The following is a 14,361-nucleotide window of genomic DNA, read 5'->3' as shown; positions in this document are numbered from 1 at the left end:
ACAGTCGATTTGAGTACTGTAGCGATCACTACAATCCATTTCAATCACGTATCTCCAGACAGGCTTTTGTAGCAGTCACTAAATAACTTGCGCCTGGCAGCTCATTTATATAGTGTTCACTACATGGTCACATTCGGAGGTACTTCTCATGCAGTTTGAAAACAAGGTCGTTCTGGTCACTGGTGGCTCTTCGGGACTCGGTTTTGCCATCGCTGAAGCCTTCTCCAGCCAGGGCGCCAAACTGGTCATCACCGGGCGTCGCCAGCCTCAGCTCGACCAAGCCGCTAAAAGCCTCGGCGAGAACGCCTCCGCCGTCTGCGCAGACATTTCAAACCCTGTCGACCTAGCCGGGCTATTCAGCCACATCAGCGCGGTGCATGGCCGTATCGATGTACTGATCGCCAATGCCGGGACGGGAGAAATCGAGCCTTTGGGTGCAATCACCGAAGCAGGCTTCGATCGGTTATTCACGACCAATGTCAAAGGCACGATCTTCACAGTACAAGGTGCGCTGCCGTTGATGGGGAAGGGAAGCAGCGTCGTCGTCATTGGCTCGACCGCCTCGATAAACCCCGGGCCCGGTCTGAGTGTCTACGGAGCCACCAAGGCCGCGCTCCGTTCGCTGGTGCGTAGCTGGATTCTGGATATAAAAGGTTCTGGTATACGCATCAACCTGCTGAGCCCCGGCCCCGTGGACACCCCGTCCCTGCGCAACGTGCTGGGTGAAAACGCGCAGGAGGTGATCGATGCCCTTAGCGAGAAGAGCACGCTCGGTCGGATCGGCCAGGCAGATGAGATCGGTCAGGCCGCGCTCTTCCTAGCGAGCGATGCGTCAAGCTATGTAAATGGGGCTGAGCTGTTCGCCGACGGTGGGGCATCTCAGGTTTAAAACGGGCACTAGCGACCACGCGCTGTTAATGACGCGCTCTACCAGTCTGCCAATCAAGCGGCATTTTATGGAGATACCTGATGAGGAATTTCGCTGGGTCGGTAATCGACCATGTGGGTCTCGGTGTTTCGGACATTTCGGATGCTCAAGTCTTCTACGAAGCCGCGCTCAGTCCACTTGGGATCGAGTTGCTGATGAGCATCGAGGCCGATCCGCCAGGTTCGATACCTCGACGGCTAGGTTTTGGTTCTGAAGGAAAGCCGTTTTTATGGTTGCATGCTGCGCTTGTGCCCAGTCACGGGGCGCACATTGCTCTTATCGCGCAGAGCCGTGAGGCGGTCGATGCGTTCTATGCGGCGGCCATTGCAGCTGGCGGACAAGATAACGGAGCTCCTGGCATCAGGCCGCGCTACCACGCCGATTATTATGCCGCTTATATATTGGCCCCTGATCAAGTAAATCTGGAAGCCGTTTGCCAGCAAACGGCTTAGTGCTGAGCCTCGCACTAGTTTGAATCGAGTCACTGCTGGGACGGCCCGTGATCAATATGCCGTCCCCTTGTTTCACTTGGGACATGTAGAAGGGCTTCAGACTTCGGACGGCTTCTTCCCCCTACGGACAGGTTTGGCTCGGATACCGCTACCGCCGACCGGCTGCTTCTGGCCGATTTCTGCCTGTCGCCAACCGGCAGAAGTAGACCTAGAACTGCCGTCGTTATCGCTTTTCCCGATCAAATGCTGCGCTAAAGATAGCGGTTCGTTCGGTGGCGAAGGGTGGTAAAAGCGCCGCATTTTGCAAATCGCCATGACCTATGCAAAAGCCTTAAAATAAGCAAGAAAATCTCTTACTTTGGAGCTCATATGCTGGATCTCGCATCCACCAGTCATATGACCGGTCGCTGACTGAGTTAATGAATCTCCGTTTGTACCGCTTCCTCTTGAGGGCCGCATTCTGAAAAGCCTTACCCGTGAGCAGCTCGAATCCGAAAACGAGCGACTGCGCGCTGCCCTTAGGCGAGCCGGCGTAGAGCCCGATAGTCTGGATGAAAGCCCTTGCCAAGACCAAGCGGGCTCTGTTGAGGACGTAGCACGTCAGAAGGCTGTTTTTGATAGCGCTGTCGACTTCGCGATTATCTTGACCGACCTTGCCGGCACTATCACCGGATGGAACTCCGCAGCTGTTCATGTAATGGGCTGGAGCGCGGAGGAGATGTTCGGCCAGAGCGTCGCACGAATTTATACAGCTCAAGATCGGGACGATGGCCTCGTTGAGACTGGGATGCGGCACGCGGTCGAATTCGGATATGCCTCGAATGAGCGTTGGCACTTGCGCAAGGACGGTCAGTCGATCTGGGCATCAGGCGAAACGATGCCGCTTTACTCAGAAAAGCATGCGCACCTCGGGTTCATGACGATTCTGCGTGACCGTACTGAGGAACATCTCGATACCCGAGCCATGCAAGAAACCAAAGAGCGCTATCGATTGGCCGCCAAAGCGACGAACGATGCCATTTGGGATTGGGATCTCACAGCCAATCACGTTCTTTGGAACGACGCGCTCACCGACGCATATGGCCAATCCGTATCGGGTTTGGAGTCCACCGGTGATTGGTGGCTGGAGCACATTCACCCTGATGACAGGGATCGTATCTACCACTCCATCCACGGCGTGATCGATGGCGAAGGTAGTTCCTGGAGTGATGAGTACCGCTTTCAACGCCACGATGGCTCTTACGCCGAAGTGTTCGACCGAGGTCATGTAATCCGGGATGCTGAAGGCAAAGCCCAACGCATGATTGGGGCCATGCTCGACCTCACATCCAGGCGAAAATCAGAAACGGCGCTTCGCAAAAGCGAAGAGCGCTTTAGAACAATCGTCGAAACAATCGAAACCGCGTTTGCCATCGTTGAGGTCAAGTTCGATGCTCAAGATCGTCCTGTAGATTACCGATTTATCGAGGTTAACCCGGCGTTTGAGCGTGAGTCAGGCGTCGACTTGCGTGGCAAGTGGGTGACTGAGTATGCACCAGAACTAGAGCAGTTCTGGTTTGATACCTACGGCCATGTCGCTAAAACGCGTGAGCCGCTGGCCTTCGAAAATTACGCAAATACGTTTGAGCGTTGGTTTGAAGTAAAGGCTGTTCCAGTAGGTGATCCCGCTGAGAGACAGATCGGCGTCTTCTTCAATGATGTGACTGCTAGACGTAATGCTCAAGATCGCTTGCAAGCCAGTGAGGCAGTTGCTCGCGAGAATATCGAGCGTGTCCAGCTTGCTCTTGCCGCCGGTGCGATCATCGGTACCTGGCATTGGCATGTACCCACTGACCGCTTCACGGTAGACAAGGCATTTGCAGAGGCTTTCGGACTTGATCCAGCACTTGGATTTCAGGGGCTCAGCCTCGAACAAATTATCGCCACCGTTCATCCCAATGATCGAGAAGGGCTCATCTCTGCCATCGACGAGGTGAGTGTCCGTGGCGGGGCTTTTTCCCACCAGTACCGTGTGAAGCGCACAGACGAGAGGTACTACTGGATTGAGGCGAACGGGCGTGTCGAACTCGCTGCTGATGGCGGTGCCCTGAACTTCCCGGGTGTGCTGATCGATGTCGAGGAGCGTCGCGCTCTTATGGATGAGCGAGACCACGCAACGGCTGCGTTGAGAGCGCTTAACGACACCTTGGAGCAGCGAGTCGCGGAACGCACAGCAGACCTTATGCAGGCTGAGGAAAAGCTGCGCCAGTCGCAGAAAATGGAAGCAGTTGGTCAGCTCACAGGTGGCTTGGCTCACGACTTCAACAACCTGCTGGCAGGCATTTCCGGCTCGCTGGAGATGATGGGCATACGTATTGCTCAAGGCCGAGTGAACGAACTAGAGAAGTACATTCTCACCGCTCAGGGAGCCTCTAGAAGAGCGGCTGCCCTGACACACCGGCTCCTGGCATTTTCGCGGCGACAGACGCTTGATCCACGTCCTACTGACGTGAATGCGTTGTTGCTGGGGATGACCGAACTCATACAGCGTACTGTGGGCCCCAGCATCAGTCTCGAAACAGTCGCAGCCGCTGAGCTCTGGCCTGTGAAGGTAGACAGTAGCCAGCTTGAAAACGCGCTACTCAACCTATGCATCAACGCGAGGGATGCCATGCCTAACGGGGGCCGGATCATAATCGAAGTGTCTAACCGTTGGATGGATCGCGACGCTGCTCGAACTTACGACCTCACTGAGGGCCAGTACCTTGCCGTAAGCGTCTCGGATACGGGCACCGGCATGACTCCAGACGTCGTAGCCAAGGCGTTTGATCCGTTCTTCACCACGAAACCGATAGGGCATGGCACCGGACTCGGGTTGTCGATGATCTATGGCTTTGCGAAACAGTCAGGTGGGCAGGCACGTATCAAATCCGAAGTGGGGGTAGGTACGACCCTTACCATTTATCTTCCACGCTACTTCGGCAGTGTGGACGCAGAGCGGGAGGAGCTTTACGCCAGCGCCATCGCGCTATCTGAAATTGGGGAAACGATCCTTGTCGTTGATGACGAGCCGACGATTCGCATGCTGTTGGTAGAAGCGTTGAGAGAAAGTGGCTATTCGGTCATTGAAGCAGCCGATAGCGTCGCGGGCCTCAAGGTGCTGCGCTCCGATGTGCACATCGATTTGCTGATCAGCGATGTAGGGCTTCCAGGTGGAATGAATGGACGTCAGATGGCTGATGCTGGCAGAGAGCTTCGACCAGGGCTGAAGACGTTGTTTATCACGGGGTACGCTGCCAATGCCGCTATCGGTGATGGGCATTTGCAGCCAGGTATGCAGGTGATAACAAAGCCGTTTTCAGTGGACTCCCTCACCGCGAGAGTTCAGGAGTTGATGGCGACCGAGTAGGCGTGCTCGAAAATATGTGAGTTGACGGCGACCGCTGAGTGGAGAGGTTTAGGCATTCCAGTGCAGCGTTTGGCTGCTGAGATTGAGCTTTTCGGCCTCAGTTTTGGAGGCCGCTCCGAGCCGCAAGTGCAGACGAGACTCTTCATCATGCAAAGCCGACGCATTGTCCGTCAGTCCTGTAGGCCACCGACCACTTGAAAACGATCAGCACACGACCGACGGCAGCGCGATAGTTTAAACGTTCGCCGCTTACGACTGTTCACACTCTCATGGGCTATCAGGAGGGGTTATGGACAGTCGTGTTGAAAATCTTAGAGCCTCTACGGCTGGGCGTTACAAAATCTTCACGGAAGAGACGGAGGAGGGCATGGAAATTATATGCCTTGATCAGGAGTACAACCTCGTCACCAACCGGCGGATGTCCAAGGCGCAGATGCAAAATAGTGCATTAATGACGGCGGTCTACGGTGACCTAAAGCTCAAACTAGGCTGTTCGTAGTCGCTTGGCACCCGTCCGGCTAACCCGGCTGCCCGGCCATTTTCGGTTAATATTTTCTTGGCTAGGTGCGCGAATTTTAAAAAAATCTTGGCGCCGTTAAAAAAATCTCGCCAGTGACCGGGAAATAATGAAACACCGTCATTCTGCGTCGGCAGTCTTTTCAGCACAGCCTTGAGATGCGCATACGGGGCATGCCCGTTGAGGCTAGTCCAATGGATCAGGCTCATGATCGCCACGACGCATTTGCCTCTGTGTCGCTTCCCGATTTTGGTTAGGTCGAACGGTACCGCGTCCTTAAGGTCACATATCTATAACCGCTGCCTAAGGCGCTGGGATGCAGAACTCGATATTGCTGGTTGAAGACGATCCACGTGAATTGGAATTGACGCTGATTGCGCTAAAGCGCAACGACTTCGGCGACGATGTGGCAGTAGTCCAAGACGGAGAACAAGCCTTGGACTATCTATTTCGACGCTGCGGCTTTGCTAATCGCGACGCCGGAAATCCCTCGCTCATCATCTTGGATGTGAAAACGCCCAATCTTACCGGCCTTCAAGTGCTGGAGGTGATACGCGAATCCGAGATGACGCGCACTATTCCGGTGGTTATTCTGACCAATTCCCAGAGCGTTTCAGATTTGCAAAAAGCCTACGATCTGCACGTCAACTCGTTCATCATTAAGCCGTTCGGCCTCGATGATTTCGTTGAGGCAGTGTCGAAGCTGGGAATTTTCTGGGGGGAATTGAATAACCCACCAATTGGCTCCATTCCAATTTCCGCACACGTTAGATAGTACGCCGGGTGTAGCTGGTGTTATCTCACTGCAGATGATGCATGTTCGCTTCAATGATCGTATGGCTAGCTAGTCTCAGGTTGTCTGCACCTACACCAGCTGAAGAACTCGCTTACACCACCCGAACCTTCTTCTGTGATCGCTGGTGATGTGTGCTCGATAGCTGGGCCAGCTCCGTACAACGCTACCGTTCGTCGGTAAACCAAGTTTTTTCACTCCCCCCCCTTAAAAAATTTTAAACGAGACGGAGTTTATATATTTGAGGGCAAAGAAAAAGCAGCAATGGGTCAGTCCAGTTGTCTGCAGAATTCTTCCGATTTCTACAGCGTTGTTACGGGCTTTTGCGGTGAGCTTTTTTGCGATTTCGAGGCGGTGATGCGGGAGGGCGGACTCTACTGAACAGCCCGACAGGGCGTTCATAGGGAATCGTTATTTCGCAGCCTTTGGCTGCGACTTTTCTTTTGATCTCAAATAACTCGGAAAATAGGGCAATTTTTTTGAGATACCACTATATGTTGTGTTTTTCGCTTTGCCTGTCCTCCCAATCCGATGCTTCGCCGGAATCTGGCGAATAGGTACCTATGGCTACTGAAAGTATTTTCTTATAGGTGCCGACGTCCTCATCTCTTGGATCTAATCTCGTCGCGTCGTTCGAAAATGGAAGATGATCCAGTGAAAAACTATGAGAAAGCAGTGGCCGAGTGCGAGTCCTTCCTGAAGGCAGATTTTGCATACAATAGTGAGCGCGGAATCTGGCCTAGCACTAATCGTGTCATCACGCGCATGCTCGGAACACGTCACGATCTCGGTAAAGCGTACCAAGAACTCTACGAGCAGCTGCACAGCCATCCTCGGGCGCTGGAGTCCTTCTTGGACATGCTCGTATTTCTGCCTGTAGGCTGGAGTCCCGAAAAGGCTGTTAAAGCCCGGCAGGATCGGGAAGAGTTGGTCTTGATAAATAGCCAGATCGCCTCGCTGGCAAGCCAGCTTGCTGGGCTCCTTTCTAGGCGCGCTGAACTCCAAGAGACCTCAGGCTTTAGCAGCGAGACGCACTATCACGTCCTCGACGTGCTTAAAGATGCGGCGGAGCACAACCACCACTTCAGCTTGTATGTAGAGGATGAGCTGGATGTCCTGCATAACGAGTACGATCTAAAATACTGGCCAACCTTGAGCGATTACGTCGAGGCGCTCGCCGCCGACGCGCTACGCGCAAAGGTGTTTGCGGACAATCCGGTAACGGCTGCTGCGACAGACAGCCGAAAACCTGGACTCTCAGATTTTCTAAGGGCCTATTACTCGAAGATGGAAGAGCATTCCGTAGCGCGTGGAGGCCTGATTCCAGCAACCTTCAGATTGTCTGACTCCGCCCTGGCTTCCTTGCTCAACTGTGTCCTGGACTTGGGCCCAGATAGGTTGATGACTGCAGAGTCAGTTAAGCGCTTCCGCCAAGGCGAGCGGAGCAGAAAATTGCAATGATACTGCACCATCCAGGATCACCGGCGCGATGGCTCATATCTATAGGGCCATGCTGCAAGAGATCGTTGTCGACACTGCTCTCCACTCAAAAGGGCGCAGACTTCACAAATCTGGTTGGATTATGCACCACGTATTGCCGAGCGAGGTCATTGGGAGCGCGCTATGACGACGGCCACTAGGGCCGTCATCCCTCGCGTTCGTTACTTCAGGCGAGCGTTCTCCGCGTGGCGCTGTGCTTTCACAGTTTCGGGCGTGGTGCGGTTGTCGATGGCCTGTTGCTTCGTTTTCTCGTCGCCACCGACTACGTGGTCAATATCGTTCATCAACGCCTCGAATCCCTGTCTGGCGACCTCGGTCTTATCGTTTTTCTTCGACTCACCGATTTTGCTGTTCCCCATGCCGGCGTTTTTGTGGAACTCGCTATCCGTGGCACCTGGAAGCAGAGCTGTGACGGTGACGCCTGTTTCTCGCAGCTCTTCACGCAGCGATTCGGCAAAGGAAAACCCAAACGCTTTAGATGGCCCGTAAACCGTTTCGTAAGGAGTCGGTTGCGTCGCAGATATCGAAGAGGTAATCAGGATACGACCGCATTTGTTAGCGACCATATGGATTGCGACCCGCTTGGCCATATGTACCGTACCGGTGATGTTGATGGCGATGAGCTTGAAGTCATCCTCAAGCTTGTTGTCGATGAACGCTCCGCCTTGACCAATCCCGACGTTAAGAGCCGCTGCTTCAAGAGGGCGCCCGAGGGATAGCACGTGGTTCCAGAGCCCCTCAACGCCTTCATATGTGGACGCGTCCGCTTGGTACGGATAGCACTCCACCCCCATCGACTGGATGGCCTCGGCAGATTTGTTCACTTTGTCGCTGGAGCCAGAAATGACTAGGTCGAACCCGTTCTGGGCGAACTGTTTAGCTAGCTCAAAACCGATTCCCGAAGAGCCTCCGGTGACCAATGCAAGAGGACGGCTGGAAGTCATGTATTTTCTCCTAATTTAACAAGAAAGCCCCACGCCGCACTCGATTGGGGGCGGGGACGCCTATTCATCGGAGAGTGTGTATCCCGCTTTTGATTCATGAGCTTTATTCATTGCTCCGTGTCGCTGGATGCAAGGTCAAGCACGATTTTGGGAAGTCCGAATTTGGGCAAGCTTTTCCCAATCAGGAGTGGATATGTCCAAATTGAAAGGTGCTGTCACGGTAATCACAGGCGCGTCATCAGGTATCGGAGCGGCGACAGCGATCAAGATCGCAAGCCTTGGCGGGGTTGTCGTGCTGGCAGCTCGAAACGAAGAGAAGCTTCAGGCTATCGTCACTCAGATCAAGGAGGCTGGCGGAGAGGCGTCTTATCACATTACTGACGTGTCAAAACGCGAAAGCCTGCAGAGCTTGGTGCAATTTGCCGAGGCCACATATGGCAAGGTCGACGCACTGGTCAATAACGCGGGGCTGATGCTGTTTTCAGATTGGAAAGATGTCGCCATCGACGATTGGGAAAAAATGATCAGCACCAACATCCAGGGTTACTTGAATGCGATCGCAGCTGTGCTTCCTAAAATGCTCGATCAGGGGCATGGCAAGATCCTGAACATGTCCTCAGTAGCGGGTTTACATGTCGGCGCTTCAAGCGGGGTTTACAGCGCGACGAAGTTCTTTATTCGCGGCATCACCGAGAGCTTGAGAAAAGAGGTGGGCGTCCAAAACGGGATTCAAGTCTCCATGATTAGTCCTGGTGTTATTGATACTGGCTGGGCCGACAAGGTGAATGATGAGGCAGGCCGCGAGGCTGCCCAAAAGCTGAATGAAATTGCGATTACACCCGAGCAAATTGCTGACGCTGTCGCCTATGCACTTGACCAGCCGGCTAATCTCACCGTCAACGATATCGTCATTCATCCGACCAAGCAGGATTGGTAAGCATGGTTGGCGGCCTTTGGATAAGGCCGCCATTTGCTCGCTGTCACCCTTGTTAACTCATCGATGACAGGGCAACTGCCGTAGCTACCATGGGCGCAGAAAGGTAGGCGGACAGAGTTCTCTGCCCGCAGCTACCTCTCTGTTGTGGTGTTTTTAGTTTTACGACTACTGAGCCGGCTCTAAGTGGGGCACAGCAGGAAGCGAAGACTGATACCCATCTTTATCAGTTAGAAGCAATCGTGCCTGGGTTCCCCAACCTCCGACCAGAACATCGGTCTTTCCGTCACCGTCGAGATCGCCTTGCCCCATGCTCCAGCTGCGCCCAACCGTTATCCCTGGCACAGCTTCAAGGGTTACATCTTTGAAATGACCCTTGCCGTCGTTTTGCCACGCCTGCAGCTGCAAGGGAACGAACCCAGGAACCTGAATAGCTCCGACGAGCAGATCTGGAGCACCATCGCCGTTGAAGTCTACGATGGTGCCCGCCCAGCTTGAGAAACGATGAGATGGAAGGCGTTCCTTGGTCTCATCTCGAAAACGACCATTGCCGTCATTTACCAGAAGCCTTGTTTGTGGATCTTTATCCCAACCGAAGTTGTTGCTAGTGATGTTGAAAAACACGATGTCATTGTGGCCGTCCTGATTGACGTCTAAGACATGTACCTCGCGAGTTTCCATCGGCACCAGCAGTTCGAGGCGATCGGAGGCATCAGTGAATCGGCCTTTGCCATCGTTGAGCAGCAACCGATTTGGATGCGCTGGGCTAGCTAGAACCATGTCGAGATCGCCGTCTCCATCCATATCAGCTAACGCGACACTCTCAGTCTGATCATCCGCCTTGGGCAGGTGTGTCTCGGTCGCATTGATGAAATGGCCTGGCCGCTTGGCGTCGTTGATGAATAGCAAATTGCGCGCAGGCTTTATCCCAGCGTCTGGCCCGTAGCCGAGCTCGCCAGTGCTTCCTATGACGATGTCCGGTAGCCTGTCTCCATTCACATCGCCGATGGCCAGCCCGTTGCCCTGGCTGGTTGCTGGTAGGCGGTCGGTCGCATCAGTGAAGCCGCCTTTGCCATCGCCTAGAAACAACTGATGGTACTCATCCGATTCAGCGACAAATACTACATCCATGTTGCCGTCACCATTGAGATCAGCAGCACGTACATGTTCGCTGTCGTGCATCTGTGTGCCGAAGGCGTCGGGCTCATAGGTCAATCTCCCGCTTCCATCATTCAGATAAAGACGATTCACCCCGAGCTCGACAGACACTACGACGTCCAGGTCTCCATCCTTGTCGACATCGATGAACACTGAGTCGGTTGCATGCAGGCTCGGCGCTAACGGGACGTGTGTCGCCGTCGCATCAACGAAGAACGCTGATGGCTTTTCAGGTATGAGCGCAAACGCATCTCTTGCGGGATCCCGAGCAGCCTCTTGAGCCGAGACAGCAACCGCCCCAAGACAGCCTGACGCCATCAGTGCGAATTTCCTTTTGAAGTGATGAATCATTGTGATCTACCTCCATCAGAGACATAGCCATCGATGACGGCTTATTGAGAATCGCTGCAAATGCTGATCGGCTCATTGAGCCCGGTTCAGCCGCGCGAAAATAGGGTGGGAATTTCCCAGCTTCCGGGAGTCACGATGATGTGACGAAACAAGCCGCAAAGCTGTGCCGCAAACTATCTCGCTGCCCAGATTGCGATATGGCGCCACCCAGCCCGAAGTGATCCGCCATCTCTGAATGCTGGTCAGCCCACGCACGCTTCCAAAGGCGTGCATGGCAATAGTCGGGCGCTGTTGCCGCGAAGTGGGATATCAGTTTAGGCAGATCACTATTGCTGCTCCTTGAGAGCGTCCAGCCAGGAATAAACGGGTTTGAATCCAAGTACGCGCTTTGCTTTCTCGTTGGAAAGCAGGACTTCGTTCCCAGTGATCTCCTTACGGCGTTCGATACCTGGGTAGTGAAGGTCAAGCAACTCGCTGCTCGGAGTTCGCATTACCGTTTCATCGTTCGTGATGAAGAACTCATCCTTGCCCCGCACATCGTATTTCAGGGCGAGCTCGATGCTCTGCGCGACGTCGCGGTTGTCGACATACGTCCAGAAGTTCCAGAGGCGAACAGTAGGGTCATCCTGCCAGGACTCAAACTTCGCGTACTCGTCCTGGTTCATGACGTTGGACAGGCGCAGGCACGTGATTCGCAGCGATGGGTCATTGAGGCAGAACTGCCTAGCCATTTCCTCACCGAGCACCTTGGTCAAGGAGTAGACGTTGTACCCACGCATTGGGTAGTCCTCGTCCACCGGTACATACGGTGCATCGGTTTTGTCGTAGGGAACTCCTGTTGCCACCTCACTGGCAGACCAGACGATATTTTTGATCCCAAGGCGCCGGCAGGACTCAAAAACGTTATAGGTCGTGATCATGTTCACTCGGAACTCATCGCTGTCTGGAATCATGCGTGGATGCGGCATGCTCGCCAGGTGTACGACGGCGTCGAATGCCTGAGGCTCTGCCCGGGCATAGACGTCATTGCCTACCGATGACAAAGCATCCAGCGTCTGGCCAAAATCCTCCAGATCCGCAGTCATCATGGTCTCGTCTGGATCAACCGGGCCATCCTTGTCGATTACGAAAACGTCATACCCGCGCTCACGCAGGTAGGGCACCAGTACCGCACCTACCTTCCCATGGCCTCCGGTAACAGCGACGCGTTTGATTGGTTTAGACATTTGATCCTCCAGGGATAAGGCGAACATTCGCCGGTACCTAGAACTGACCGTGGCGGGGCTACTACGACCCTTCGTTCTCCCTCAACGCGCGGTTGAAACCAGCTCAATGATCTAGCTGCGTTCAGCCATGTCGAATGACCTAGCGTAGTTCTCACGTGAAAAGCGACTCAACGAATGGTGCGAAGCAGATGAGGAGGAAGCGAATATGAAGTTCACCAAACTCGGGAGCACGGGCCTGGATATCTCTAGGCTGTGCTTGGGATGCATGACCTTCGGAGATCCTGAGGCAGGTACCCACCCGTGGACGCTGGGTGAGGATGACAGCCGGCCAATCATCAAGCATGCCGTCGAGAAGGGGATTAATTTCTTCGACACAGCAAACAGCTACTCTGCCGGCACTTCTGAAGTAATTGTGGGTAGGTTGCTCAAGGAGATGACCCGGCGCGACGAGGTCGTCATCGCCACCAAGGTTTTTCATTCGCAAAGCATGCTGGACGATGCCCAAAAACCGAACGATAGAGGCTTGTCGCGCAAAGCCATCATGACTGCTATAGACCAAAGCCTGACCCGGCTTGGCACGGACTACGTCGATCTATACCAGATTCATCGCTGGGACTATCACACACCGATCGAGGAGACCATGGAGGCGCTGCATGACGTCGTCAAATCTGGAAAAGCTCGCTATATCGGTGCGTCGTCCATGTATGCCTGGCAATTCGCAAAAGCTCAGCACGTGGCGGCATCAAATGGATGGAGCCGCTTCGTCTCGATGCAAAATCACCTCAATCTGGTTTATCGGGAGGAGGAGCGGGAGATGATTCCGCTGTGCATCGACCAGGGCGTCGGCATCATTCCGTGGAGCCCAATGGCGCGCGGTAGGCTGACTCGCCCTCACGGACAGCAGACTGAGCGAACGAAGACCGATGTCGCAGGGCAGTCGTTTTACCAACGCACCGAAGCAGAAGATAGTCGAGTCATCGACGTCGTCGAGCAGATTGCTCGTGAGCGAAGCGTGCCTATGGCGCAGATTGCGTTGGCCTGGGTATTAGCGAGACAGGGCGTGTCAGCCCCCATCGTCGGAGCTAGCAAGAAGGGCCAGCTCGACGATTTGATCGCTGCGTTGAAGATAGAGCTGAGCGAAGATGAGGTCAGCCGACTAGAAGCTCCCTACGTTCCTCACGCCGTGAGCGGTTTTTCCTGAGCCGAGCGAGCGCGCTCAATGAGATGAGGAAGGTACGCCGGCACGCGACTTTTGCCGGCGTCATCCCACTTCTAAGACGTAAGAATCGGGCTACCCGAAAGATGCCGGATCCGGGCCGAGCCGCGTTCCAGTATTCATTTTCTCAATCGAAGCAAGGTCAGCCGCATCGAGGGAGAAGTTGAATACATCCAGGTTTTCACGGATGCGCGAGGGCGTGATGGATTTGGGGATCGCGATGAGCCCCAATTCCATATGCCACCGAATGATCACCTGTGCTGGAGTTCGGCCATGCTTTTGGGCGATGCCGACTATTCCCGAGTGCGTCAGCGCGCTCCCCTGACCCAGTGGACTCCATGATTGAGTCGCGATACCTAACGACGCATGGTGCTTTCGCAAGTACTGCTGCTGTAGGAACGGGTGCAGTTCCACCTGATTCAGAACCGGTGATACACCTGTCTCACCAATCAGCCGATGCAGGTGTTCAGGATTGAAATTGGAGACCCCAATTGATCGAGCTTTTCCTGCCTGCTGGGCTGCGATTAACGCCTTCCAGGTTTCAACGTACTTGTCCTTCGAAGGTGCTGGCCAGTGTATGAGGAGCAGGTCAACGTAATCGACCTTGAGGCGGGTCAGGCTAGCGTCAATTGCTTTGGCCGTATTCTCCCGGCCCTGGGCATCGTTCCAGATCTTGGTAGTCAGAAAAACCTGCTCGCGGGGCACGCTCGCATTGCGGATGCCTTCACCAACGCCTTCCTCGTTCCCGTAGATCGATGCGGTATCGACGTGGCGATAGCCTGTCTCGATGGCTAGTTCGACGGCATGACGCGCTTCGTACTGGCTAGCTTGCCAGACGCCTAAGCCGAGCTGTGGAATTCGATGCCCGTCTGAAAGCTGTACGGTCAGCTGTGGCGTTACCATGTCACTATCTCCTCTCACTGAGATTGTTCTGTGGCCGGCTGCGAGCGGGCA

At 54.4% G+C, this 14,361-nt stretch carries 12 protein-coding genes; 8 read left to right on the top strand and 4 right to left on the bottom strand.

Translation table 11 applies throughout. The annotated features are described in order from the left end of the window. Window positions 1-148: 148 nt before the first annotated feature. The 6 genes from PVA39_RS08760 to PVA39_RS08735 all read left to right on the top strand — a co-directional run bounded on the left by PVA39_RS08760 (window position 149) and on the right by PVA39_RS08735 (window position 7,539). Window positions 149-889, top strand: a complete 741-nt coding sequence (locus PVA39_RS08760; protein ID WP_274123737.1) for an SDR family NAD(P)-dependent oxidoreductase — start codon at window positions 149-151, stop codon at window positions 887-889. A gap of 80 nt (window positions 890-969) precedes the next feature. Continuing rightward, the gene (locus tag PVA39_RS08755) at window positions 970-1,380 is read left to right on the top strand and encodes a VOC family protein (RefSeq protein ID WP_274123736.1); all 411 of its coding nucleotides are present in this window, start codon (window positions 970-972) and stop codon (window positions 1,378-1,380) included. Window positions 1,381-1,837: 457 nt separating this feature from the next. Beyond that, window positions 1,838-4,768, top strand: a complete 2,931-nt coding sequence (locus PVA39_RS08750; protein WP_443200948.1) for a PAS domain S-box protein — start codon at window positions 1,838-1,840, stop codon at window positions 4,766-4,768. A gap of 289 nt (window positions 4,769-5,057) precedes the next feature. Continuing rightward, the gene (locus PVA39_RS08745) at window positions 5,058-5,267 is read left to right on the top strand and encodes a hypothetical protein (protein WP_274123820.1); all 210 of its coding nucleotides are present in this window, start codon (window positions 5,058-5,060) and stop codon (window positions 5,265-5,267) included. A gap of 334 nt (window positions 5,268-5,601) precedes the next feature. Continuing rightward, window positions 5,602-6,060 (top strand): response regulator, encoded by a 459-nt coding sequence (locus PVA39_RS08740; RefSeq protein WP_274123735.1) that lies wholly within the window; start codon window positions 5,602-5,604, stop codon window positions 6,058-6,060. 657 nt (window positions 6,061-6,717) lie between these two features. Next, window positions 6,718-7,539 (top strand): hypothetical protein, encoded by an 822-nt coding sequence (locus tag PVA39_RS08735; protein WP_274123734.1) that lies wholly within the window; start codon window positions 6,718-6,720, stop codon window positions 7,537-7,539. 200 nt (window positions 7,540-7,739) lie between these two features. Here PVA39_RS08735 and PVA39_RS08730 read toward each other — a convergent pair whose 3' ends face one another. Then, window positions 7,740-8,522: an SDR family NAD(P)-dependent oxidoreductase gene (locus tag PVA39_RS08730; RefSeq protein ID WP_274123733.1), complete on the bottom strand. Its 783-nt coding sequence runs from the start codon at window positions 8,520-8,522 to the stop codon at window positions 7,740-7,742. Window positions 8,523-8,715: 193 nt separating this feature from the next. On the opposite strand from PVA39_RS08730, the gene PVA39_RS08725 reads away from it, so the two are divergent. Beyond that, window positions 8,716-9,459, top strand: a complete 744-nt coding sequence (locus PVA39_RS08725; protein WP_274123732.1) for an SDR family oxidoreductase — start codon at window positions 8,716-8,718, stop codon at window positions 9,457-9,459. A gap of 165 nt (window positions 9,460-9,624) precedes the next feature. Here PVA39_RS08725 and PVA39_RS08720 read toward each other — a convergent pair whose 3' ends face one another. Both PVA39_RS08720 and PVA39_RS08715 read right to left on the bottom strand, forming a co-directional pair. Continuing rightward, window positions 9,625-10,965 (bottom strand): FG-GAP repeat domain-containing protein, encoded by a 1,341-nt coding sequence (locus tag PVA39_RS08720; protein WP_274123731.1) that lies wholly within the window; start codon window positions 10,963-10,965, stop codon window positions 9,625-9,627. A 326-nt stretch (window positions 10,966-11,291) separates the two neighbouring features. Continuing rightward, a complete protein-coding gene (locus tag PVA39_RS08715; RefSeq protein ID WP_274123730.1) occupies window positions 11,292-12,191 on the bottom strand; it encodes an NAD-dependent epimerase/dehydratase family protein in 900 nt (299 codons plus the stop codon). A gap of 205 nt (window positions 12,192-12,396) precedes the next feature. On the opposite strand from PVA39_RS08715, the gene PVA39_RS08710 reads away from it, so the two are divergent. Next, window positions 12,397-13,392, top strand: coding sequence for an aldo/keto reductase (locus PVA39_RS08710; protein WP_274123729.1), 996 nt, complete (start codon window positions 12,397-12,399; stop codon window positions 13,390-13,392). A 90-nt stretch (window positions 13,393-13,482) separates the two neighbouring features. On the opposite strand, the gene PVA39_RS08705 is transcribed toward PVA39_RS08710, so the two are convergent. Beyond that, window positions 13,483-14,310, bottom strand: a complete 828-nt coding sequence (locus PVA39_RS08705) for an aldo/keto reductase (RefSeq protein ID WP_274123728.1) — start codon at window positions 14,308-14,310, stop codon at window positions 13,483-13,485. Window positions 14,311-14,361 lie beyond the last annotated feature (51 nt).

It is taken from the genome of Pseudomonas sp. CNPSo 3701 (genome assembly GCF_028674975.1).
In the GTDB taxonomy this organism is placed as follows: Bacteria; Pseudomonadota; Gammaproteobacteria; order Pseudomonadales; family Pseudomonadaceae; genus Aquipseudomonas; species Aquipseudomonas straminea.
The sequence above is the reverse complement of the archived record's forward strand: the minus strand, read 5'-3'. Positions and strand labels throughout refer to the sequence as shown.

What these genes read in the sequence shown, in the direction of transcription:
- PVA39_RS08760 (WP_274123737.1), top strand. Translation starts at nt 149, where the DNA reads ATGCAGTTTGAAAACAAGGTCGTTCTGGTCACTGGTGGCTCTTCGGGA.
- PVA39_RS08755 (WP_274123736.1), top strand. Translation starts at nt 970, where the DNA reads ATGAGGAATTTCGCTGGGTCGGTAATCGACCATGTGGGTCTCGGTGTT.
- PVA39_RS08745 (WP_274123820.1), top strand. Translation starts at nt 5,058, where the DNA reads ATGGACAGTCGTGTTGAAAATCTTAGAGCCTCTACGGCTGGGCGTTAC.
- PVA39_RS08740 (WP_274123735.1), top strand. Translation starts at nt 5,602, where the DNA reads ATGCAGAACTCGATATTGCTGGTTGAAGACGATCCACGTGAATTGGAA.
- PVA39_RS08735 (WP_274123734.1), top strand. Translation starts at nt 6,718, where the DNA reads ATGGAAGATGATCCAGTGAAAAACTATGAGAAAGCAGTGGCCGAGTGC.
- PVA39_RS08730 (WP_274123733.1), bottom strand. Translation starts at nt 8,522, where the DNA reads ATGACTTCCAGCCGTCCTCTTGCATTGGTCACCGGAGGCTCTTCGGGA.
- PVA39_RS08725 (WP_274123732.1), top strand. Translation starts at nt 8,716, where the DNA reads ATGTCCAAATTGAAAGGTGCTGTCACGGTAATCACAGGCGCGTCATCA.
- PVA39_RS08720 (WP_274123731.1), bottom strand. Translation starts at nt 10,965, where the DNA reads ATGATTCATCACTTCAAAAGGAAATTCGCACTGATGGCGTCAGGCTGT.
- PVA39_RS08715 (WP_274123730.1), bottom strand. Translation starts at nt 12,191, where the DNA reads ATGTCTAAACCAATCAAACGCGTCGCTGTTACCGGAGGCCATGGGAAG.
- PVA39_RS08710 (WP_274123729.1), top strand. Translation starts at nt 12,397, where the DNA reads ATGAAGTTCACCAAACTCGGGAGCACGGGCCTGGATATCTCTAGGCTG.
- PVA39_RS08705 (WP_274123728.1), bottom strand. Translation starts at nt 14,310, where the DNA reads ATGGTAACGCCACAGCTGACCGTACAGCTTTCAGACGGGCATCGAATT.